At 62.4% G+C, this 20,330-nt stretch carries 24 protein-coding genes and 1 pseudogene; 10 read left to right on the forward strand and 15 right to left on the reverse strand.

Features of this window, described 5'->3' with window-relative positions; genetic code table 11:
• Positions 1-56: 56 nt before the first annotated feature.
• Positions 57-425: a CopM family metallochaperone gene (gene copM, locus C7I56_RS12770; RefSeq protein WP_425352394.1), complete on the reverse strand. Its 369-nt coding sequence runs from the start codon at positions 423-425 to the stop codon at positions 57-59.
• A pseudogene (locus C7I56_RS12490) lies at positions 402-1,148 on the reverse strand (MauE/DoxX family redox-associated membrane protein); the annotation flags it as partial. The pseudogene C7I56_RS12490 and the gene copM, both read right to left, overlap by 24 nt.
• 56 nt (positions 1,149-1,204) lie before the next feature.
• On the opposite strand from C7I56_RS12490, the gene C7I56_RS10975 reads away from it, so the two are divergent.
• The gene (locus C7I56_RS10975; RefSeq protein ID WP_106640624.1) at positions 1,205-1,609 is read left to right on the forward strand and encodes a MerR family transcriptional regulator; all 405 of its coding nucleotides are present in this window, start codon (positions 1,205-1,207) and stop codon (positions 1,607-1,609) included.
• Between the two features lie 50 nt (positions 1,610-1,659).
• Here C7I56_RS10975 and fixJ read toward each other — a convergent pair whose 3' ends face one another.
• Both fixJ and C7I56_RS10985 read right to left on the reverse strand, forming a co-directional pair.
• Positions 1,660-2,271, reverse strand: coding sequence for a response regulator FixJ (gene fixJ, locus C7I56_RS10980; protein WP_106640625.1), 612 nt, complete (start codon positions 2,269-2,271; stop codon positions 1,660-1,662).
• Positions 2,261-3,769: a PAS domain S-box protein gene (locus tag C7I56_RS10985; protein ID WP_425352393.1), complete on the reverse strand. Its 1,509-nt coding sequence runs from the start codon at positions 3,767-3,769 to the stop codon at positions 2,261-2,263. Before C7I56_RS10985 ends, fixJ begins: the two co-directional genes overlap by 11 nt.
• A 163-nt stretch (positions 3,770-3,932) precedes the next feature.
• On the opposite strand from C7I56_RS10985, the gene C7I56_RS10990 reads away from it, so the two are divergent.
• From C7I56_RS10990 to C7I56_RS11020, 8 genes are all read left to right on the forward strand, one after another.
• Positions 3,933-4,622 (forward strand): alternative oxidase, encoded by a 690-nt coding sequence (locus C7I56_RS10990; RefSeq protein ID WP_106640627.1) that lies wholly within the window; start codon positions 3,933-3,935, stop codon positions 4,620-4,622.
• A gap of 55 nt (positions 4,623-4,677) precedes the next feature.
• Positions 4,678-5,040, forward strand: coding sequence for a DNA-binding transcriptional response regulator (locus tag C7I56_RS10995; RefSeq protein ID WP_106640628.1), 363 nt, complete (start codon positions 4,678-4,680; stop codon positions 5,038-5,040).
• A gap of 1 nt (position 5,041) precedes the next feature.
• Positions 5,042-5,437 carry a group III truncated hemoglobin gene (locus C7I56_RS11000; RefSeq protein ID WP_106640629.1) on the forward strand — a complete coding sequence of 132 codons (396 nt, stop codon included), beginning with the start codon at positions 5,042-5,044 and terminating at the stop codon, positions 5,435-5,437.
• 147 nt (positions 5,438-5,584) lie between these two features.
• Positions 5,585-5,755, forward strand: coding sequence for a hypothetical protein (locus tag C7I56_RS12400; protein WP_158703103.1), 171 nt, complete (start codon positions 5,585-5,587; stop codon positions 5,753-5,755).
• 25 nt (positions 5,756-5,780) lie between these two features.
• Positions 5,781-6,026, forward strand: coding sequence for a hypothetical protein (locus C7I56_RS11005; RefSeq protein WP_106640630.1), 246 nt, complete (start codon positions 5,781-5,783; stop codon positions 6,024-6,026).
• Positions 6,007-6,552, forward strand: coding sequence for a DUF488 domain-containing protein (locus C7I56_RS11010; RefSeq protein ID WP_106640631.1), 546 nt, complete (start codon positions 6,007-6,009; stop codon positions 6,550-6,552). The genes C7I56_RS11005 and C7I56_RS11010 overlap by 20 nt, the downstream gene beginning before the upstream one ends.
• Before the next feature lie 270 nt (positions 6,553-6,822).
• Positions 6,823-7,236 carry a nucleoside diphosphate kinase regulator gene (rnk, locus tag C7I56_RS11015; RefSeq protein WP_106640726.1) on the forward strand — a complete coding sequence of 138 codons (414 nt, stop codon included), beginning with the start codon at positions 6,823-6,825 and terminating at the stop codon, positions 7,234-7,236.
• A 75-nt stretch (positions 7,237-7,311) separates the two neighbouring features.
• Positions 7,312-8,910 carry an FMN-binding glutamate synthase family protein gene (locus tag C7I56_RS11020; RefSeq protein WP_106640632.1) on the forward strand — a complete coding sequence of 533 codons (1,599 nt, stop codon included), beginning with the start codon at positions 7,312-7,314 and terminating at the stop codon, positions 8,908-8,910.
• Between the two features lie 14 nt (positions 8,911-8,924).
• Here the strand turns inward: C7I56_RS11020 and mreB are convergent, their stop codons facing one another.
• Positions 8,925-9,947 (reverse strand): rod shape-determining protein, encoded by a 1,023-nt coding sequence (mreB, locus tag C7I56_RS11025; RefSeq protein WP_106640633.1) that lies wholly within the window; start codon positions 9,945-9,947, stop codon positions 8,925-8,927.
• A gap of 328 nt (positions 9,948-10,275) precedes the next feature.
• Here mreB and C7I56_RS11035 point away from each other — a divergent pair, with 328 nt between their 5' ends.
• On the forward strand, positions 10,276-10,494 hold the full coding sequence (locus tag C7I56_RS11035; RefSeq protein ID WP_158703104.1) for a hypothetical protein: 219 nt from the start codon (positions 10,276-10,278) through the stop codon (positions 10,492-10,494).
• 38 nt (positions 10,495-10,532) lie between these two features.
• On the opposite strand, the gene C7I56_RS11040 is transcribed toward C7I56_RS11035, so the two are convergent.
• From C7I56_RS11040 to C7I56_RS12495, 10 genes are all read right to left on the reverse strand, one after another.
• The gene (locus C7I56_RS11040) at positions 10,533-11,015 is read right to left on the reverse strand and encodes an Lrp/AsnC family transcriptional regulator (RefSeq protein ID WP_106640636.1); all 483 of its coding nucleotides are present in this window, start codon (positions 11,013-11,015) and stop codon (positions 10,533-10,535) included.
• Between the two features lie 240 nt (positions 11,016-11,255).
• Positions 11,256-11,630: a monovalent cation/H(+) antiporter subunit G gene (gene mnhG, locus C7I56_RS11045; protein ID WP_199792386.1), complete on the reverse strand. Its 375-nt coding sequence runs from the start codon at positions 11,628-11,630 to the stop codon at positions 11,256-11,258.
• Complete coding sequence (locus tag C7I56_RS11050; protein ID WP_245409688.1) at positions 11,627-11,911, reverse strand: K+/H+ antiporter subunit F; 285 nt, start codon at positions 11,909-11,911, stop codon at positions 11,627-11,629. The genes mnhG and C7I56_RS11050 overlap by 4 nt, the downstream gene beginning before the upstream one ends.
• Positions 11,908-12,396, reverse strand: coding sequence for a Na+/H+ antiporter subunit E (locus C7I56_RS11055; protein ID WP_106640638.1), 489 nt, complete (start codon positions 12,394-12,396; stop codon positions 11,908-11,910). Before C7I56_RS11055 ends, C7I56_RS11050 begins: the two co-directional genes overlap by 4 nt.
• The gene (locus tag C7I56_RS11060) at positions 12,393-13,985 is read right to left on the reverse strand and encodes a monovalent cation/H+ antiporter subunit D (RefSeq protein WP_106640639.1); all 1,593 of its coding nucleotides are present in this window, start codon (positions 13,983-13,985) and stop codon (positions 12,393-12,395) included. The genes C7I56_RS11055 and C7I56_RS11060 overlap by 4 nt, the downstream gene beginning before the upstream one ends.
• Positions 13,985-14,323 carry a Na+/H+ antiporter subunit C gene (locus C7I56_RS11065; RefSeq protein WP_106640640.1) on the reverse strand — a complete coding sequence of 113 codons (339 nt, stop codon included), beginning with the start codon at positions 14,321-14,323 and terminating at the stop codon, positions 13,985-13,987. The genes C7I56_RS11060 and C7I56_RS11065 overlap by 1 nt, the downstream gene beginning before the upstream one ends.
• On the reverse strand, positions 14,323-17,241 hold the full coding sequence (locus tag C7I56_RS11070) for a monovalent cation/H+ antiporter subunit A (protein ID WP_106640641.1): 2,919 nt from the start codon (positions 17,239-17,241) through the stop codon (positions 14,323-14,325). The genes C7I56_RS11065 and C7I56_RS11070 overlap by 1 nt, the downstream gene beginning before the upstream one ends.
• 156 nt (positions 17,242-17,397) lie before the next feature.
• The gene (locus C7I56_RS11075) at positions 17,398-18,252 is read right to left on the reverse strand and encodes a universal stress protein (protein ID WP_106640642.1); all 855 of its coding nucleotides are present in this window, start codon (positions 18,250-18,252) and stop codon (positions 17,398-17,400) included.
• An 11-nt stretch (positions 18,253-18,263) separates the two neighbouring features.
• Entirely contained in the window at positions 18,264-19,577 is a 1,314-nt protein-coding gene (locus C7I56_RS11080) for a PQQ-dependent sugar dehydrogenase (RefSeq protein WP_106640643.1), read from the reverse strand.
• Positions 19,577-20,041 carry a DUF2231 domain-containing protein gene (locus C7I56_RS12495; RefSeq protein WP_245409689.1) on the reverse strand — a complete coding sequence of 155 codons (465 nt, stop codon included), beginning with the start codon at positions 20,039-20,041 and terminating at the stop codon, positions 19,577-19,579. Before C7I56_RS12495 ends, C7I56_RS11080 begins: the two co-directional genes overlap by 1 nt.
• Positions 20,042-20,330: the final 289 nt, after the last annotated feature.

A 20,330-nucleotide genomic window follows, 5' to 3' on the forward strand; every position in this document is an offset into this window, starting at 1 on the left:
GCCGCAACTCGCCGACGAGTGGCAAAAATTCCCTTTGGAAGCGAGGGCGTGCGGAGTTAGTCGGCGGCGTGACCGCGGCGGGAGAGCCAGGCATTCATCTGGGCGATCTCTTGCTGCTGAGCCTTGACGACATCCTCGGCGAGCGCGCGGACTTCCGGGTCACGCCCATGCGCGAGCGCAACGCGCGCCATTGCGACGGCACCCTCATGGTGCGGGATCATCCCGCGCATGAAATCGACATCGGCATCGCCAGTCTGCGGCACGTTCATCGCTGCCATCATCTGGTGATGCGCTGCTTGGTAGGCGGCCGTCGAGGGACTAACCTCTCCTGACGGAGAGGCTTCGACGCTATGCGTAGGTGGGTTCACGGCGTGGATCCCTCCCGTTGCGAGGCCAAGGGCGGCCAGTGTCATCCACACGGCCATGGCGATCATCATGAGGTTCTCAGTGAGCGAGATGAAACCGAGCGGTACGTTGCTCGCACCGCCGACACACGCGCATTTCAGGTCGCGCTTGTCGATGTAGACAGCCTTGAAGACGGAAACAGCGCCGACCGTTCCGATGAAGAGGGCGACCGGGACCGACAGCCAGGTGAGCGCGCCGGCCACCATCAGCACGCCGGTCACCCCCTCCGCGAACGGGTAGATGTAGCTGTACGGCACCCACCTTTTCGCGAGCAGATCGTAGTTCAGGAACATCGTTGCGAAGCTCTCGACATTCTGCAGCTTCAGCAGCGCCAGCACGATCATCGAGAAGCCGATGAACCACTCAGCTGCCAACAAGGTGAAGACGGTGCCGGTGACGGCGTAGCTCGCCGCAAGCGCTGTCAACGCGGTCATCGAGAACAAAGCGATGACGGGCCGGTAGCTCGTCGCGTTTGGATCCGCGACACGCTTGCCGAGGAAGCGGCGCAGATCGTCGTGACCGCCGATGCGCTGACCGTCGATAAAGACCTGAGGCGTGGTCGCCACATCATGCTGCGCCTTGAAGGCGTCGGTTTCTTCCCGCGTGGTGAGGTGATGATCCTCGACCTCATACCCAGCCCGCTTCAACAAGTGCATGGCTTTCAAACCATAGGGGCAAGTGTGGTTCGGCATCACCATGCGGTAGATGACCGCTTTCTTGGCGCCTGCCGGATGGGTGTTCATGTCCGACATTTCACGTCTCCTTGTGATCTCGTCGGACCTCATATAGGTTCCGTACCATGGTACAGAGTCAAGGCCCTGAATCACTGACAATCGGGCAACTTGCCGCTGGCGGGAACGTGGGCGTCGAAACGATCCGCTTCTACCAGCGCAAAGGCCTTCTCGATACGCCAACGCGTGAAAGCGGGATTAGGCGCTACGGTTCCGAGGACCTCCGCCGGTTGCGGTTCATCAGGCAGGCGCAGGCCGCTGGTTTCACGCTGGAGGAAATCCGGGAGCTTCTGGAGCTGGATGCAGGCGAAGATCGAAGCCGCGCGCGCGAGCTTGCGCGACGCCGCATTCAAGCCCTGGATGCGAAGATTGCGGAGTTCAACCGAGCCCGCGATGCGCTCCAGAGGCTGGCAACAGAATGTGGAGCGGGAGGTAAGGGCCCCTGTCCCATTCTCGCGTCGTTCGACGTGTGAGCCGCCGCCCGGTCAGGCCGAATACAGCCGGACCATTGATCGCGTCCAAGTCAGCTTAAACGCGCGAGTGTGGCCTTCCGTACCAATTCAGACAGGCTCTTAGCCTGCATCTTCATCATGACATTGGCGCGATAGACCTCGACCGTGCGGGCACTGATTCCGAGATCGTAGGCGATGACCTTGTTCGCGGCGCCGGCGACGAGGCCGTCCATCACTTCCCGCTCACGCGGAGAAAGCTGCGATATGCGCTCGGCAATCTGATCCCGCTCCGCCTGGGCGGCCTGTTTGCCGGCCTGCTGTGCGAGCGCGGCGCGAATAGCGGAGAGCATTGCGGTGTCGTCGAACGGCTTTTCGATGAAATCGGCGACGCCAGCCTTCATTGCCTGGATGGCGAGCGGAACATCGGCGTGGCCGGTCATGACGATCACCGGCACGCTTGCGCCGCGCTTCTTCAACTCGCCGACCAGTTCCACCCCATTCATGCCCGGCATGCGGACGTCGGTGACGACGCAGGCGTCGCCAAGCGGCGGACTGGCGTCGAGAAAGCCATCGGCCGACGCGAAGGACCGCACGTTCAGCCCCGCACAATCGATCAGAAACTCCAGCGAATGACGCACGCCTTCATCGTCGTCGATGACGTAGACGATTGGTTCAGCCACCATCGAACACCTCCTCCGTTCCCACGCGCTGCAAGGTAAAACCGAACAACGCACCGCCCTGCTCGTTTTGCGCCGCCCAGATGCGCCCGCCATGCGCTTCCACGATGGTGCGAGAGATGGACAGGCCGACCCCCATACCTGTCGGCTTGGTCGTGATGAAGGGCTGGAACAGGTGATCGGCGATCTCAGGGCTGATCCCAGGACCAGTATCTAAAACCGTGACCACCGCCATGTCGTCGGCCGGCGTCACGCGGATGTCGAGGATGCGGTGGGAGGCGGAAGAAGCCGACATCGAGTCGACGGCGTTACGGACGAGATTGACGACCACCTGCTGGATCTGCACCCGATCGACAAGGACGAGATCGACGTCCGGATCGAAGGCATATTGGACGCGGATGCCATGTTCCTTGGCGCCGACCAGGGCGAGCGCGCTCGCTTCCTCGATGAGCTTCGGCAGGCTTTCGACGCTCCGTTCCGTCTCGCCGCGCGCAACGAAATCGCGCAGGCGGCGGATGATATCCCCGGCCCGTAACGCCTCGTCGCCCGCGCGCGATACGGCTTCGGCCACGCGGTCGTGCGGCACTTCGTCGCGGGCGAGCAGCATGCGGCTGCCCTTCAGGTAGTTGGCAATCGCCGACAGGGGCTGATTGAGTTCGTGCGCGAGGGCCGAGGCCATTTCGCCGAGCGCCGTCAGTCGGGAAACGTGGAGGAGTTCGGTCTGCAACTCCTGCAGCCTGGTCTCGGTCTGCTGGCGTTCGGTGAGGTCGCGGACGAAGCCAGTAAAATATGGCGCCCCCTCCATCCGCATCTCGCCGACCGACAATTCCATCGGAAAAGTCGATCCATCGCGCCGCTCGCCAACGACGACGCGGCCGGTACCAATGATGCGCCGTTCGCCGGTGCGGTAATAGCGCTCGAGATAGCCATCATGCGCTTCCCGGTAAGGTGAGGGCATCAGCATATTGACGTTGCGGCCGTTCACCTCTTCGGCTGTCCAGCCGAACAAGCGTTCGGCGGCGGGGCTGAAGTCCTGAATACATCCCGCCTGGTCGATGAGGACCATGGCGTCGGGCACCGTGTCGAGGATCGAGCGGAGATGCGCTTCACGCCGGGCCAGATCCGCATTGACTCGCTCGGCTTCCTCCCGCGCATTTTGGAACCATTCCCCGCCAAGCGCGACGGCAATGCCGATGAGGATGAAGGCGACTGCGGCGATCAGGCTGCCGGGTGCTATTGGACCGACCATCCGATCGCACCACAGGCCGACGGCGGCGCCGGCGAGGCTGGCGAAGAGGCCCGCGCGGAGACCCGAGAAGGCGCCTGCGACCACGACGGCCGGCACGAAGAAGATGAAGGTCGCACGCTGCCCCAGATAATCGGCGAAGAGCAGCCGAATGGCGACGCCCGCGCCGATCGCAATGACGACGAGCAGCAAGGCCATCGGCAACGAGAGCTTGGGAAGTGAGATGCGCCGGGCGCGGGAGCGATTCGTCGAGGTCACTGCGGCGGCCATAGCGGAGAGGATTGGGCCGTTGTCACCTCCGGTATTTCCCTTAAGGGGCTCACGGTAGGGAGAAGATCCAAATTATGCGGCTCCCCTGCTTTCCCTAAAAACCCGGTCAACGGCGGCGCTCAAGTGATCGCCCAGATACCGGAGAAGTTCCATGACTGCACCATTGATCGATCTTGGCGTCCACCACCAGCCCAAGGGTCTGTCGGACCGCGTGGCCTACGGTTTCACGAAAGCGCTGCGCTGGTCGGCCGATACTTTCTTCGCCGAACGTTATGGCCACCGCGCGGTGGTACTCGAAACGGTGGCGGCGGTGCCGGGCATGGTCGGCGCCACGATCAACCACCTCGCCTGCCTACGTCGCATGTGCGACGACAAGGGCTGGATCAAGACGCTGATGGACGAAGCCGAAAATGAGCGCATGCACCTCATGACGTTCATCGAAATTTCGAAGCCCACATTCTTCGAGCGCGCCGTGATCATCGGCGTACAATGGGTATTCTATCTCTTCTTCTTCGCGCTCTATCTGATCAGCTCGAAGACGGCGCACCGGGTGGTCGGCTATTTCGAGGAAGAAGCGGTGATCAGCTATACCCACTACCTTGCCGAGATCGACGAGGGCCGCTCGGAAAATGTGGCTGCGCCCGAAATCGCCAAGCGCTACTGGGGCCTTGCCGACACTGCGACGCTTCGCGACGTCGTGCTGGTGGTCCGGGCGGACGAAGCCCATCACCGCGACGTAAACCACGGCTATGCCAACGAGCTTGCGGGACTCCCCGTCGGCACCGTGGCACCCTGCCCCCCGCATGCGGCTCTCGAGCCGACTTGGAAGCAGGCCGCCTGACGAAGGCCGAACCGGCGGCAAGTGGCCGCCGGTTCCTTTTTTCCGGAGAAGAAGAATGTACGCCGCCCGCCCCGTCCTCCTATACGATGGCGATCCCGCACTGCTCGCCTCCCTCCAATTCTCGCTCGAGTTGGAGGGCTTTCGAGTCGCGGACGGATCAGCGAGGGGAAGCGATCCGCGCGAAGCGGCATGTATGGTGATCGACCAGCGCTTCGGCTCGAACGGTGGACTGTCTTTCCTCGCCGACCTCCGCACCGCGGGTTGCGAAGGACGGGCCATTCTCCTGGCGACGAATCCAACCCGCCGCGTCCGGCAGGCGGCCAGCGACGCAGGCGCCCTGCTGATCGAAAAGCCGCTTCTCGGCGAGGCGCTCACCCGCGCGTTGCGTAGCATCGTCAACGACAATGAGGCCGCCTGACATGAATGCCCCTGCCCTTTCCGAACAACAGATCGAAGCCGTGGTGTCCGCTTTTTACACCCGCGTCCGCCAAGACGGTTTGCTCGGCCCTGTGTTCAACGATGCCATCGACGATTGGCCCGAACATCTCGTGAAGCTTCAGGCTTTCTGGTCCTCCGTCATGCTCGGCACGGGCCGTTACAAGGGCCGCCCCATGCCCGCGCACGTCCGTCACGCGGATCGGATCACGCCGGAAAGCTTTGAACGCTGGCTGACCCTCTGGCGCGAGACGACAACGGACCTCTTGCCGCCGCTTGCCGCTGCGGCGCTACAGGACAAGGCCGCCCGTATTGCCGAGAGTCTGTCGCTCGGCATCCAATTCTATCGCGATCGGTCTCCGGTTTCCGCAGAGCTATAGCCGTCCTTCGCGTCGCGGCCGGAGGATTGCTCACATTCCCGGTAAGTGTGACCGCCAATATCTCCTTCTCCAGGGACACCTACGCAGCGCCGCCCGTTTGAGCAGTATCCGGCTGCCGATAGCGGGCAGCCGCAGGAGTGTCTCAGGATGGTCGCAGGCCCCGAACCCGATATGCCCGAACGGCGCTTGAGGCGAGATGAGAAGCTTCCCAGCCCGAAAGACTCGGCACGCGCGGAACGCCAGAATGAATTGTTGGACGAAGGGCTTCGCGAGACGTTTCCGGCGAGCGACCCGGTCAGCGTGGTCCGCCTGAAATGATTTCTGTGATCGACCTCATCCGGCCATGACCGCATTTGAGGAGCTGGTCGCGTCGGTACGAGCTTGCCGGCTATGCGAGGGCATCCTGCCGGGGGAGCCGCGGCCGGTGATCCAGATATCGCCGTCTGCCAGGCAACTCATCGCAAGCCAGGCGCCCGGCACCAAGGTCCATGCCTCCGGAATCCGTGGTTCGAAGCCGATTTGCTTCTCGAACTACGCAAGCGCGTGCAGGACATTCTGGGAAGAGAAGGATGAGCGGATTCGCAACTGACCATCCGATCTATACGATCGGCCATTCCACCCGATCCATCGAGGAATTCGTCGATATTCTGCGCGGCGGAAATGTTCGATGCGTGGTCGATGTCCGGACAATCCCGAGATCGCGAACCAATCCGCAATATAATCTCGATACCTTGCCCGAAACGCTGTCGCGCTGGCAGGTCCGGCACACGATTATCGAGGCGCTCGGAGGGCGGCGTGGCCGCCAGAAGCAGGTCGCGCCGGACATTAACGGCTTTTGGGACAATCAGAGCTTCCACAATTATGCCGATTACGCCCTGTCCGGAGAGTTTCGAGCGGGCCTCAAGGAACTCAAAGAATTGGCGGAGCAGATGCCGTGCGCCATCATGTGCTCCGAAGCCGTCTGGTGGCGCTGCCATCGGCGCCTCATTTCCGATTACCTGCTGGCTGAGGGATGGACGGTTCTCCACCTCATGGGCCGCGGCCGGATCGAGCCGGCGAAGCTCAACCCGGCCGCCAAGGTTGCCGGGGAGTTGATTACCTACCCGGCGGCGTAGGAGCGGCGCGATGTGCCACCTCGCAAACTGAGCGCCGGTTGACACTCGGGTTCGTGCGGCCCACCTTGGCATCATGCATCGCATACCATCCTTCCGGCGTTTTCGCGCGCATTCGGGCCAGCTTCTCGCAGGCAATTAGCCCCAGGCCATAGTAGCGAAAGCGCGTCGGGTCTGGGGTCGGCTCACTCACAGGATGATGTTCACGATCAGCGAAGCCCGCTGGTCTTTTTCAGAGCGTCATCACGCCCAACGCACAGCATGGTGATGGTAATGCAAAAAGCTTTCGCGCGTCCCGGCGCCACAAAACCGGCAATCCAGATTTCCGAAACAGATTACGAGCTGATCGCCAATCATGCGATCAGGCTGGAGACCCGCTTTCCCGAACAGGCGAAGATGCTGTTCTCGGAGATCGACAGGGCCAAGGTCTATCCGGCGGAAAAACTCCCGCCCGATGTGGTGACGCTGGGATCGGTCGTCTCCTATTCCGACGATAGCAGCGGCGCCGTCCGGCAAGTCCGGCTGGTGGTGCCCGGGGAAGCCGATATCGAGAAAGGCCAAGTCTCGATCGTAACGCCGGTGGGCGTCGGGTTGATCGGCCTGAAAGCTGGCCAGTCGATCGATTGGCCCTGCCCCGATGGCAGGCCGCGCATCCTCACAATCCTGGATGTCACCAGGCCAGCCTAGCCCTCGCCTGAATGAGCGGATGGGACATCCTGTCCGCATAGGCGTTGCGTCATCAAAAGCAGGAAGAGAGCGCCCGTGTTTTTCTCCCGATTTACTGTCCTTGGCATCAGTTTGGTTACAGCGATTGTTTCCGGCTATTACCTTCCGGCCGTCTGGGCCATTCCGCTGTTCCTGACCGGCGCGGGCCTCACTCTTGTTGGCATTTACGACTCGGCCCAGCCGCTCCACTCGGTGCGCCGCAACTATCCGATCATCGGGCGGCTTCGCTGGCTTTTCGAGGAGATTCGCCCGGAAATCCGGCAATATCTGATCGAGGGAGATCGGGAAGAAACGCCCTTTTCCCGAAGCCAGCGATCATTGGTCTACGCACGCGCCAAGAACGAGAGCAGCGACCGCGCTTTCGGGACGCTCGTCGACGTTTACGAGAATGGCTATGAGTTCATCGCCCATTCGACACGGCCCGCTCCTCCTGCCGATCCTGCCACGTTCCGTGTCCCGATCGGCGGGGACGATTGCACCCAGCCTTATTCCGCATCGATCTTCAACATCTCCGCCATGAGCTTCGGTTCGTTGAGCGCGAAGGCCATCCTCGCTTTGAACAAAGGCGCGAAGATGGGCGGTTTCGCCCACGATACCGGAGAAGGCAGCATCAGCCCCTATCACCGCGAGCATGGCGGCGACCTGATCTGGGAGATTGGCAGCGGCTATTTCGGGTGCCGCACCGCGGACGGCAACTTCGATCCCATCCGCTTCGCCGAACAGGCGGCCGATCCACAGGTGAAGATGATCGAGCTCAAGCTCAGCCAGGGGGCAAAGCCCGGCCATGGCGGCATCTTGCCAGCCGAAAAGGTGAGCGCCGAAATTTCCGCCACGAGAGGGGTGCCGATGGGCGAGGATTGCCTCTCCCCTGCCCGCCACCGCGCCTTTTCAACCCCGCTGGAGATGATGCATTTCATCGCGCAGTTGCGCCGCCTCTCGAAGGGCAAGCCGGTCGGCTTCAAATTGTGCATAGGCCAGCCGTGGGAATTCATGGGCATGGTGAAGGCGATGCGGGAAACCGGCATCTACCCGGACTTCATCGTCGTGGACGGTGCCGAGGGCGGCACAGGCGCCTCCCCACTGGAATTTTCCGATCATCTCGGCATGCCGATGCGGGAAAGCCTGCTCTTCGTGCACAACACGCTGGTCGGCACCGGCATCCGCGGCAAGATCAAGGTCGGCGCCGCTGGGAAGATCATCAGCGGCTTCGACATCGCGGCCGTCATGGCGCTCGGCGCCGATTGGACGAATGCCGGACGCGGTTTCATGTTCGCGCTTGGCTGCATCCAATCGCTCACCTGCCACACAAATCGGTGCCCGGTCGGCGTCGCGACGCAGGATCCGATGCGCCAGCGCGCGCTGGTCGTGCCGGAAAAGGCCGAACGCGTTCACAACTTCCACCGCAACACCCTGGCGGCGCTGTCGGATATGATCGCGGCAGCGGGGCTTGAGCATCCAAGCCGGATCGGTCCGCATCATCTGGTCAGGCGAGTCAGCCTCACGGAAATCCGCATGTTCTCCCAGCTTCACATCTTCCTGGAAGAAGGCGAACTGCTGACCGACGCGCATAACCGGGACTTTTACAGCGCCGCATGGCGCGCGGCGCAGTCCGGGAGTTTCGAACTTGCTGCATGACCGTCACCCTATCCTCAGGACCGGCCCCAAGCCTCTTCAAGAAGCTTCTCGAGACCCGCGGCAACGCTATTCAGCGGCTGATCGGGCGAGCGGACCTCCAGCCCTGTAGCTTTGGTGATCAGTTTTTTAAGGAGGTTCACCATCGAAGCGCCTCCCGTCACGACGATGCCGTCCTCGAAGATGTCCTGGCTCAGTTCGGGTGGCGTTTCCGCAAGGGCAGCCGTGATCGTGCTGACGATCTCCTTCAAATGCCGCTCGAAAACAACCAGAAGTTCGGAACAGGGCAGTTCGAGCGTCTCGGGGAGGCCCGTGGCGAGATTCTGACCCCGGACGGTCACCCTCCCTGCCTCTCCGCCTTCCTCCAGCAGCCTTATCGCTTCGCGCTTGAGGCCTTCCGCGGCGTGCGGCCCAATGTGAAAGCGGTGACGCAAATGCAGGTGATCGGCGATCCCCTCTTCCAGCGTGTCTCCACCGATCCGCACCGACTTTGAAAGGCAGATGCTGGCAAGGGAGATGACCGCCACCTCCGTCGTGCCTGCTCCGCAATCGACCAGCATCCGCCCGCGCGGCTGCGTGATATCGAGCCCCACGCCGATGGCCGCTAGCAGCGGCTCTGGCAGAAGCTCTACTTTCCGGATGCCCGCATCGTGAGCGACCGTCTTCAACGCACTTCGCTCGGCCTGCGTCGCGTCGGCGGGCACTCCGATGAGCGCGCTGAGGCGCGAACCAGGCCAACCGCGGTTCGCGCGCACCGCATAGCGAAGCATTTCCCTGCCCGCCTCGATATCGCTGAGAACGCCGCCCCGAAGCGGCCGCGCGATCCGCAGATTGTCCGTCAAACGGCCGGCCATCTGACTGGCGGCGGTCCCGGCAGCCACCAACGGACGCTTCCGCCCGCCCGCAGCGAAGCAGCATATTGTCGGCTCTTCGAACACGACGCCGGCACCCCGCTTGATCACGATGGTGTTGGCTGTACCAAGATCGATAGCGATGTCCGCTTTGAAGGAGTTGGCGGCGTTGAGATAGGCACTCATCATGCCGGCCTAACAGATAGTTTCAGACATGGCACTCCTATGGTTCAGCCGAACGGGAGTACCGATGCCCCTGGCTTCCGAATAGCTTGTTCCTGTGGCTTTGATGCCCATATTGGAAGGACCATGATCACCTTCGTTCCACATCCCGAACTGCATCCAGGCAGCAGCACCGAGCGACTGTAAGCCCTGGGTCCGAAGGCGGCAGCGCCGCCGATCCGGGGCTGTGGGAATCTCTTCCCCGATCTTTCCATCGTCATTGAGAATGAGGCCGGCCGCGGAAGATCGCTTCCGGCAGTGTCTTTCAATGATGTCAGTCGTTAGGAGATGCATCATGTTTTGCGACAGGTTCGTTGTTGAAAGCAGTAGAAGAGTGGTTGGGGTCGCCGTGAAGGTTCCCGGCGGGTTCAAATTCTTCTCGTCAGACCCGGGGTTCGACGCCCTGGAAGCCAAAACCTTTCCTCGCGCCCGCACCCTTATCAGCCGCGTCGCCGATTTCGGCCGCAGGCGCCGGGAGAAGAAAGCGGAGGCCGCGCTGCCAACACTGAACTAAGCAGCGCGCTCTCTTGCCTTGGCCATCTGGGGCTTGTGTCAGGGACCATCATCCGGCACCGGATAGCCGATGAATATCTTGGGCTTGTCCATCAGGATGTGGGTGGTCACGCGGTCGACGCCCAAATCCCCCACGAGCCTGTCCCGAAGCTCTGTCCATTCCGGCATGTCCTTCACGACGATCTTGAGCAGATAGTCGATGTCCCCGCTAACATGCGATGCCTCTACGACTTGCGGCAAGCCGTCCAGTGCGGCTTCGAAGCCCGCTTTCTCGTCCCGTTGGTGCCCCGCCAGCGTCACTTCCACCAAGAGAATGAGTCCGATGTCCAGCCGATAGGGGTCGAGCCGTGCGTGATAGCCTTGGATCACCCCGATCTGCTCTAGGTGACGCACGCGTGCGAGGCAGGCGCTCGGCGACAGGGCGACGCGATCGGCTAGGGCTTGGTTCGTGACTCGACCGTCGGTCTGGAGAGCCTTCAGTATCCGGCGATCGATCCGGTCCAGACGATATTCTGCTGTCATCTCTACATCACCTCCGCAGGATCTGCGGTTTTCGTCAAGGTCTTCGGAGCCACCTGCGGCTCCGATGCGGGTAGAAGGATAGACAGTCGCTCCCGCATCGGGCGGGCTGCAAGAATATCGATGGAGACCTGTCATGGCCTTGAGAGAACGTTTTGAAGTCATCCTTTTCGCAACGATCCTGATCGCGGGCATCCCCGCCGTAGCCATGCTCAGCAATGCCGTCATGGGTTGAGGACCGATCTAGATTTCTGCAAGAGCCTGCTCGTCATTCTCGTCGATCAGCGGGACATCCTCCCTGCCCTCAGTCCGGTCGCGGTAAAGCGCGGCGCGGGCGAGGAGCATAAGAGTGACGGGCGTTGTGATCGTCACAAAGGCGAGGATCAGCAGCTCGTGTACCAGCGGCCGGGATTGCAGGACCGAGAAGCAGGTCATCGATCCCAGCACGATGAATGCGGTGCCGAGCGTCGTCCCCAGGGTCGGGGAATGAACGCGTTCGTAGAAGCTCCCCAGGCGGAGCAGGCCGAACGAGCCGATCAGGGTGATGGCCGCGCCTGTCACGATCAGGAACGCAACGATGAAGGCCGCCCAGGCGGGCAGGTCGGGCGCCTGGATCATTCGATCACCTCCCCACGCATGAGGAATTTGGAAAGCGCGACGGTGCCCGCGAAGCCGAGCAGGGCAATGGCGAGCGAGGCTTCGAAATAAAGGGTGCGGCCGGTTTGTACCCCGAAGGTCAGGAGCATCAGCATCGCATTCACATAGAATGTGTCGAGGCCCAGCACCCGATCCTGCGCGCGCGGGCCGAAGAGGAGCCGGTAGGCCGCGCAGCCCATCGCCCCGCCCAGCATCACCTGCGCGGCCGTGATGGACCAGGCGAGAAAGAGCGTCGGCGTCACTCGAAAATCTCCATGAGCAGGGCTTCGTAGCGCCGCTTGATGAGCGCGATCCATTCCTGTTCGTCGATGAGATCGAGCACATGCACCAACAGCGAATTGCTCTTACGGTCGAACTGGACCCACATCGTGCCCGGCGTCGCCGTTATGATGCAGGCGAGCACCGCCACGCCATATTGATTGCGCAAGTCAATCGGCATCCGGACGAAACCCGACACCCGATCCTTTTGAGCCGGAAAGAGCACGATCCTGGCGACCGCGATGTTCGAACGAACGATGTCGACGATAACCGATGCCAGGAGGCGCGGGATCGGCCGCACCGACCGCAGTTGCACCTTTTCCGGCTTGAGCGCCGTCATGGCCCCCGACGCGAGAAGAGCGACGGCTCCGCCAAGCACGATCTGACCGGGAGAAACCGATTGGTTGAGGAGCAGCCACATCAGCAGCAGGCTGAAGGCAAGCAGCGGATGGGGAATGAATCGCTTCACGGCGTCGTCCCTTCCTCCGGATCCGAGAGGATCGCGGGGGGCTGTCTGGCGGTGACGTCGAGCGCGTCGGCGGTTTGCTCCATGTAACGCATGATCGGCCCCGCGAAGATCATGAGCCCCAAGCAGAGTGCAAGGAGCATCCCGACCGGCACGGCTTCGACAAGACGCAAATCCCGGCTCGGCCGGTCCGGCGTCCAGATGAGATCGACGCCCGCACGGCTGGTCGCAATGATGGTCGCGAGCCCCGACAGCAGGATGAGCGCGGCGAGCGTCCAGGTCCATGGGCTTATGCCTGTATCGAGCAGGCCGTTGATGATGGCGAACTTGGCGATGAAGCCCGACAAGGGTGGCAATCCTGCCAGCAGCAGGGCGCAGAACATGAAACCGCCGCCCAGGATCGCGAGCGTCGCCGGGATGACCACGCCAACCTCGTTTTCCTGATCCTCCTCCCGAACGCCGACATACTCATCGTCGAACACCGCGTCGGCCGGAGGGGACGTATCCATGTCCGTCTCCGCCCGCCCCACAAGCTCGATCAGGAGGTAGAAAGCGCTCACCCCCAAGGTCGAGCTGACGAGATAGAATAAAGCGCCGCTCAGCACCGCTTCTCCCGCACCGATCGACGCGAGCAAGGTGCCCGACGAAATGATGAGCGAATAGCCAGCAAGGCGGGACAGCGATTTCGACGACAGGACGCCGATCGTTCCGAACGCGATCGTCGCGAGCCCGCCGATCTGCAGCCATTCGTCAACGACATGGGTCGCCGACCCGCTCGGGTCCTGGGGCAGCAGCAGCAAGACCCTGAGCATCGCATAGATGCCGACCTTGCTGAGAATGGCGAACAGCGCGGCGACCGGCGGGACGGCGGCGGAATAGGTGCCCGGCAGCCAGAAGCCCAGCGGCCACATGCCCGCCTTGATGAAGAAAGCGACGCCCAGGATTCCGATGCCGGCTTGCAGAAGCATCAGGTCTTCGGCCGCAACCGCCGGTATCCGCGCGGCGAGATCCGCGACGTTGAGCGTGCCTGTGACGCCGTAGGTCAGGCTGGCGCCGATCAGGAACAGCAAGGATGTGGCGATGTTGATCGACACATAGTGCAGGCCTGCGGTCACTCGCTTCCGTCCCGCGCCGTGCAGCAGCAGTCCGTAGGATGCCGCCAGCAACACTTCGAAGAAGACGAAGAGATTGAACAGGTCGCCGGTCAGGAACGCGCCGTTCAAACCCATCAGCTGGAGCAGGAACAAGGCGTGAAAGCGTGGCCCTGCCCTATCCCAGCGCGCCGTCGCATAGAGAAGCGACGTGAAGCCAAGAATGTTGGTGAGGAGCAACATGGCGGCCGACAGTCGATCGAGCACCAGCGTGATGCCGAAGGGCGCCGGCCAATCACCCAGCAGATAGATGAGCGGATCGTGAGAGGCAGCGGCGGTGCGCAGGAGCAGGACAGAGATCGTGATCAACGCCATGACCGTTGCCAGGGAAATGACGCGCTTCAACACGCGTCGGCGTTCGGACATCAGCAGCATCGCCGCGCTTGCCGCCAGGGGTAGCAGCACGGGCATGACGATCAGATGATCGGCCACCCCCGCCATCAGCCCTCATCCCCATCGACATGGTCGGTCCCCGTCAGGCCGCGTGCGGCGAGGAGGACGACGAGGAGCAGGGCAGTCATGGCAAAGGAAATGACGATCGCCGTCAGCACCAGTGCCTGGGGAAGCGGATCGGCATATTGCGCGGGATCGGCCGCCCCGCCGCGCTCGACAATCGCGGGCGCATCGACCCGCAGCCGCCCCATCGCATAGATGAAGAGATTGACGGCATAGGATAGCAGCGACAGGCCGATGATCACCTGGAACGTGCGGGGCCGCAGGATCAACCATACGCCCGATCCGGTGAGAATGCCGATGCCGAGGGCAAGGACGAGCTCCATCAGCCTTCTCCCTGTTCCAACGCCTGCTGGCGAAGGATGGAAGCAGACGGCCTGCGGATCGACTGATGCGCGATAGCAATCAGGATGAGGGCGGTAGCGCCGACAACGATGAGAAATACGCCGAGATCGAACAGCAGGGCGCTGGCTGCCGGCACCTTCCCCACGATAGGCAGATCGAGATAGCCGAAATAGGATGTGAGGAACGGATGCCCGAACAGCCAGGCCCCCATTCCCGTCAGCAGCGCGAGAAGCAGGCCAAAGCCGATCCATCGCGCCGGCTGCACCCGCAACCGGGCTTCAACCCGTCTCGTACCGGACGCCATGTAGAGGACGATAAGCGCGATCGACAGGGTGATGCCCGCCGCGAACCCGCCGCCCGGCATGTCGTGACCGCGTATCCACAAATAGATGGCGAACACCATTATTACGGGAAACAGCCATTCCATGATCACCCGCGGGATGAGAAGATAGTCTTTGAGCGTGTCGCCGACCTGCCTTCCTTCACGCGCCTCGTCGATCGCATTTTGCACACGTTGCTGGGCCGGAGCGCCAACACTTTCCTGGGCTGGCCGAAAACGCCTCAGCAACGCGAAGACGGTGAGAGCCACGATGGCGAGGACGGTCACTTCGCCGAGCGTGTCGAAAGCCCGGAAATCGACGAGGATGACGTTGACGACGTTGGTTCCGCCCCCTTCTGGATAAGCGCGTTCGACGAAGAAACGCGATACACTGCCGGGCAATGGTCGCGTCATGACCGCATAAGCGATGAGCGTCATGCCAAGGCCTGCCGCAACCGCGATTGTAAGATCAATGGCGCGCCGCAGGGTGACCGAAGCTGCCCGCCCGCCCGGCCAGACCTCCTCCGCCCTTATGGGAAGCCAGCGCAGGCCGAGCAGCAGAAGCACCGTCGTAACCGTCTCTACCAGAAGCTGGGTGAGCGCGAGATCGGGCGCTGAAAGCCACAGGAAGGTGATGCAGCAGACAAGCCCTGCGCCTCCCGTCAGGATAAGGGCGGCCAGGCGATGATATTTGGCCAGCCACGCCGCACCGATCGCGCAGGCGCCGCCAATCATCCAGACGACGGCAAAACCTGGATCGACGACGGTTCCTTGATGATCGCCGAGCCCGTAGCCGAGCCTGGTAAAGGGCAGCAGCCCAGCAAGGAGCGCCACGACGACGAGCAGACGAAGCTGCGGTTGCAGCCTGCGCGTGCCGAGGAGCCGTTCAAGCGCACGTGCCGTGTCGACAATGGCGGCAAGCGAAGCCTCGAAAATCTTTCGCCCCTTCAGTCTGCGGATCAGCGGCGCGCCGTCCTGCCGGTTCAGGGTCTTTCGGAACAAGAGGTAAGCGCCGGTGCCCAACCCAAGTGCCGCGATGCTCATGAACAAAGGCGGGTTGAAGCCATGCCACACGGCCAGGCTATAGGCCGGTGTGGCGTCGCCAAGCACCGAATGGACCGCCGTCGCCAGATAGGGGCCGATGGTCATTGCCGGAAGGATGCCGACGAGCAGGCAGGCGACAACCAGAATTTCGATTGGAACGCGCATCCAATGGGGCGCCTCCCCAGGAATGCGCGGCAGCCCTTGCGGCGCGGGTCCGAAGAAGGTCTGGTGGATAAAGCGCAGCGAATAGAGCACCGCAAAGGCGCTCGCCAGGGTTGCGAGGGCCGGCAGGGCCTGATCGATGATCGTACCGCTATGCTCCGCAAGCGATGCGGAGAGGAACATTTCCTTCGACAGGAAGCCGTTGAGCAACGGAACGCCCGCCATCGCCGCCGCCGCGACCATCGCCAGCGTCGCGGTGATCGGCATGAACCGGTAAAGACCGCTTAGGCTCCTTAAGTCGCGCGTGCCGGTTTCGTGATCGATGATCCCCGCGGCCATGAACAAGGACGCCTTGAAGGTGGCGTGGTTCACCGCATGGAAGATCGCGGCCACTGCGGCGAGCGGGCTTCCGAGGCCCAGCAGCAGGGTGATGAGGCCGAGGTGGCTGATCGTCGAATAAGCGAGAAGTCCCTTGAGATCCTGTTGGAAGATCGCCGCCCAAGCCCCGATCAGCAGGGTAAGGAGCCCCGTCGTCGAGACGATGAAATACCATGCGTCCGTGCCCGCAAGCACCGGCCACAGGCGGATGAGGACGAAGACCCCCGCCTTCACCATCGTCGCCGAGTGAAGATAGGCCGAAACGGGCGTCGGCGCCGCCATGGCGTGGGGCAGCCAGAAGTGAAAAGGAAATTGCGCGCTTTTTGTGAACGCACCGAGCAGGATCAGGATCAGGGCCGGCAGATATAGGTCGCTCGACTGGATGAGATCGCCCGAGGCAAGCACCCGGTCGAGATCATAACTCCCCACGATCTTGCCGATGAGCAGCACGCCGAGCAGTAGGCAGAGCCCCCCGGCAGCGGTCGCGATGAGGGCCATGCGCGCGGCGTCCCGCGCCGACTGATTATGATGCCAATAGCCGATCAGCAGGAAGGAAAAGAGGCTGGTCAGCTCCCAGAAAAAGGCCAACTGAATGAGGTTGCCCGACAGGACAAGGCCGAGCATCGATCCCATGAACGCCATCAGATAGGCGAAGAAGCGCGGAACCGGATCTTCCGGCGACATGTAGTAGCGGGCGTAAAGCGTGACGAGCGCGCCAATGCCGAGCACCAGGATCGAGAAGATCCACGACAGGCCGTCGAGGCGAAGGAGGAAGTTGAGCCCGAGGGACGGCAACCATTCGATCTCGTTCCTCAGGACCGCGCGCCCTTCCACTGCAGGATAGAGATAGGCCGCTATGCCCAAAGCGATGAGCGTTGCCGCCCAGGTCAGCGCCCACGCCGGCGTACGCGCCGCCGGCTTGAGAAAGGCAGCGGTCAAGCTCCCCAGAAACGGGAGGATGAGCATCGCGAGCAAAAGACCTTCAGGCGACGTCATTCTGCCGATTCATTCCTTTCCTCCGGCTCGTTCGAGGCTCCGTCCGCTGCCACGTGGCAGCGATCGCGGATGGGGTCCACCCCTTTGATAGGTCATTATTGCTGGATCGGCACAGCGAAGCGTCACGGCGATGCAAGGCCAGGATTAGGCGCCCGTCTATCCGTTTGGAACAATGAGCACATCGCGGTCGGTGCAGGCGAGGATGTCCTGGGCGACGCTGCCATGCACAAACCGGCTCAGCCCCTTGTCCCGGCCCGTGCCGACGACGATCAGCCCTGCATCCTCGTCGCTGGCGCAATCGAGGATGCTGCGCGCCACGGTGCCATTCACGGGGGCAAGCACCTGCCGGGAGAAGGTGAAGTCACTGTCTTCAAGGAACAGGCTGAAGTCCCCGTAAGCTCTCTGACCCTCGCTCGCCACGTAGTGATCAATGGCTTCCCGCTCGCTCATTGCCCGCTTCATCATGCCCTGGGCCGGTGCATCGAAAGCGTGCATGGCGACGACGTTGGTGAGGTTCAGCATTTTCAGGCAACGGGCGCGCTTCGCGACAGCGTCCTGGGCTTCATCCAAATCGAACGCCACCAGCGTTCTTTCATACGCCACCGACGGCACGCCTGCCGCGATAAGCACTGGCCGCAAGCTGCGCGCGATCGTCCGTTCCGCCGTCGTGCCGAAAAAGGCATCCCGGAGCCGCCGCCGATGCGGCCCGAGGACGACGATCCCGGCCTCGACCCTCTCGGCGGCTTGAAGAATCCCTGAAAACACGTCTTCCACAATCACTTCGACGCGCGCGGAGATGCCATCGATCTCCTTCATGGTATCGGCCGCTCCGTCCAATATGGACTGGGCTTCGGCTACCCTCGCATCGATCGCATATTGAGGCTGATCGACGTCGACCACGTGGATCAGCACCACTTCTGCATGCATATCCTTGGCGATGATGGTGGCGCGGCGCAGCGCACGATCAGATCGCGTGGAGAAATCGGTCGCGACTAAAATCGGCCCGGTCATTCGATCTCCTTTCACGTCGCACCTGCACCCGATCGGCCCTGATGCCCGGTGGGCGTGATCCTCCAGATGCAATTGGACAGGTCATCCGCGACGATCAGCGCGCCCCGGGGATCGACGGTGACGCCGACCGGGCGTCCGCGCGCCTTGCCGTCTTTCCAGAACCCGGCGACGAAATCGATTGGGTCGCCGGCGGGCCGACCGTTGCGGAACGGCACGAATACGACCTTGTAGCCGACCGGCGGCTTGCGGTTCCAGCTGCCATGCTCCCCGACGAACACGCCATCGGCGAACCTCGCTCCCATCGCGGGCGTGGAAAAGGAAAGGCCCAGCGCGGCGACATGCGAGCCTAAAGCGTAATCGGGCCGGAGCGCGGCGGCGACTTTATCCGGCCGTTGCGGACGAACCCTCACGTCTACTTGTCCGCCCCAATAGCTATAGGGCCATCCATAAAATCCGCCTTCACGCACCGCCGTGATGTAATCGGGGACAAGGTTTGGACCGATCTCGTCCCGTTCGTTCACCGCGGCCCAGATCTGCCCAGTGCCGGGCTGGGTCGCCAGGGCGGTCGGATTGCGAAGGCCTGTGGCAAAAGGCTTGTGGTGTCCGGTCTCGGCCTCCACCTCCCAGATCATCGCGCGGTCCTGTTCGGCGAGCAAACCGCGCTCGGTGATGTTGCTGTTCGATCCGATGCCGACATAGAGGAACCGCCCGTCCGCACTGGCGGTCAGCGACTTCGTCCAATGATGGTTGATGAGCGAGGGCAGATCCGTCACCTTGACCGGAGCCCCGCTGGCGCGAACCTGGCCGGGGCGGTAGTCGAACCGCACCAGGGCATCCTGATTAGCGACGTAGAGCTGGCTCCCGACCAGCGCCAGACCGTAGGGTGCGTTGAGGCCGTCGGCAAAAACGGTGCGGCCTTCATAGATGCCGTCGCCGTCCGCATCGCGCAGCAGCGTCAGACGGTTTCCGCCCTTCACCGGACTGGTCCCCTTGGCCTTGATCAGACCTGCAATGATGTCTTTGGGCGTGAGCTTCGGCGCAGCGCCGCCCCGCCCTTCAGCGACCAGGATGTCACCGTTCGGAAGGACCAGGGTCTGGCGGGGAATAGCAAGATCCGTTGATATCGCCCGGATCGTATAGCCTTGCGGCACAGACGGCATCTGTCCGCCCCAACCCGCGGGCTCGGATATCTCCATGGTGGGAAGCACGCCGCGATGCGGCTTCGCGAGATCAGGATTGGGGCCATATTGCTGGCCGGCGGGTTCATCGCCGCATCCGGCGAGAAAGGCCGGGCACATCAAAGCCGCAACAAGAAGCTTCCGCATCACCTTCCTCCCGTCGCGCGGTAGCTGGAGAAGCCTGTCCAGATCGCCGCAAGGGCAAGCATTACGACGATACCTGACAAGATGGCCCCGCCCGGCATGCCAGACCAAGCATCTTCGGCATGAACCAGGGCATCGACGAACCCCAGCACCCACATCGCCGCGACAAGAAGGAAATAAATCACCCACCTTCGTTTGCGCCGAACATCGGCGCGCAACAGATCGATCACGGCCCAAGCGACGCAGACCCCTCCGAAAACCAATGCCCCGGCAATCAACCAGGAAGCGAAGTTCTTCCACTGGATCTGATAGGTGGAGGCGTAAGCGAGATCGCTGATGAGCGCCGCCAGAAACAAGGCGAAGGCAGACGCAAGCAGAACGGCATGGAGCGGATCGAGAGGTTTCGAATATGGCCGATCGATGGCACCAACCGCCATGGCTTCCTCCTTTGAGCCGGCCGCCACCACCAAATTTTCCGCTACCAGGGCTTCTCGCTACGCTCAGAAAATCAGCGGCCTTCACGCGCCTTAGTCCTATCGAGGAAATGCGAGCCTCACCCATAAGTTCCAGATGCTCAGACGGAACCGCTCCAACGGACCCGACCACTTCGTCGTCGACTACTAGTCAGGTGATCCTGCCATTTATCAAGGGCGATCATGATCGGATTAAGCGTCAGACGAGCTGAAGCTCCGCGGCGCATGGGATTCCCCGTGCATCAGCCGACCGTCCGCTATCGAGCAGGGCATTGAACGCGCT

It is taken from the genome of Allosphingosinicella vermicomposti, assembly GCF_003012815.1.
GTDB lineage: Bacteria > Pseudomonadota > Alphaproteobacteria > Sphingomonadales > Sphingomonadaceae > Allosphingosinicella > Allosphingosinicella vermicomposti.

Bases quoted from the DNA above. Each gene is read 5' to 3' on its own strand.
- copM (WP_425352394.1), bottom strand. From the start codon at position 425: ATGGCCGTGTGGATGACACTGGCCGCCCTTGGCCTCGCAACGGGAGGG.
- C7I56_RS10975 (WP_106640624.1), top strand. From the start codon at position 1,205: ATGGTACAGAGTCAAGGCCCTGAATCACTGACAATCGGGCAACTTGCC.
- fixJ (WP_106640625.1), bottom strand. From the start codon at position 2,271: ATGGTGGCTGAACCAATCGTCTACGTCATCGACGACGATGAAGGCGTG.
- C7I56_RS10990 (WP_106640627.1), top strand. From the start codon at position 3,933: ATGACTGCACCATTGATCGATCTTGGCGTCCACCACCAGCCCAAGGGT.
- C7I56_RS10995 (WP_106640628.1), top strand. From the start codon at position 4,678: ATGTACGCCGCCCGCCCCGTCCTCCTATACGATGGCGATCCCGCACTG.
- C7I56_RS11000 (WP_106640629.1), top strand. From the start codon at position 5,042: ATGAATGCCCCTGCCCTTTCCGAACAACAGATCGAAGCCGTGGTGTCC.
- C7I56_RS12400 (WP_158703103.1), top strand. From the start codon at position 5,585: ATGGTCGCAGGCCCCGAACCCGATATGCCCGAACGGCGCTTGAGGCGA.
- C7I56_RS11005 (WP_106640630.1), top strand. From the start codon at position 5,781: ATGACCGCATTTGAGGAGCTGGTCGCGTCGGTACGAGCTTGCCGGCTA.
- C7I56_RS11010 (WP_106640631.1), top strand. From the start codon at position 6,007: ATGAGCGGATTCGCAACTGACCATCCGATCTATACGATCGGCCATTCC.
- rnk (WP_106640726.1), top strand. From the start codon at position 6,823: ATGCAAAAAGCTTTCGCGCGTCCCGGCGCCACAAAACCGGCAATCCAG.
- mreB (WP_106640633.1), bottom strand. From the start codon at position 9,947: ATGATGAGTGCCTATCTCAACGCCGCCAACTCCTTCAAAGCGGACATC.
- C7I56_RS11035 (WP_158703104.1), top strand. From the start codon at position 10,276: ATGTTTTGCGACAGGTTCGTTGTTGAAAGCAGTAGAAGAGTGGTTGGG.
- C7I56_RS11040 (WP_106640636.1), bottom strand. From the start codon at position 11,015: ATGACAGCAGAATATCGTCTGGACCGGATCGATCGCCGGATACTGAAG.
- mnhG (WP_199792386.1), bottom strand. From the start codon at position 11,630: ATGATCCAGGCGCCCGACCTGCCCGCCTGGGCGGCCTTCATCGTTGCG.
- C7I56_RS11060 (WP_106640639.1), bottom strand. From the start codon at position 13,985: ATGGCGGGGGTGGCCGATCATCTGATCGTCATGCCCGTGCTGCTACCC.
- C7I56_RS11065 (WP_106640640.1), bottom strand. From the start codon at position 14,323: ATGGAGCTCGTCCTTGCCCTCGGCATCGGCATTCTCACCGGATCGGGC.
- C7I56_RS11070 (WP_106640641.1), bottom strand. From the start codon at position 17,241: ATGACGTCGCCTGAAGGTCTTTTGCTCGCGATGCTCATCCTCCCGTTT.
- C7I56_RS11075 (WP_106640642.1), bottom strand. From the start codon at position 18,252: ATGACCGGGCCGATTTTAGTCGCGACCGATTTCTCCACGCGATCTGAT.
- C7I56_RS11080 (WP_106640643.1), bottom strand. From the start codon at position 19,577: ATGCGGAAGCTTCTTGTTGCGGCTTTGATGTGCCCGGCCTTTCTCGCC.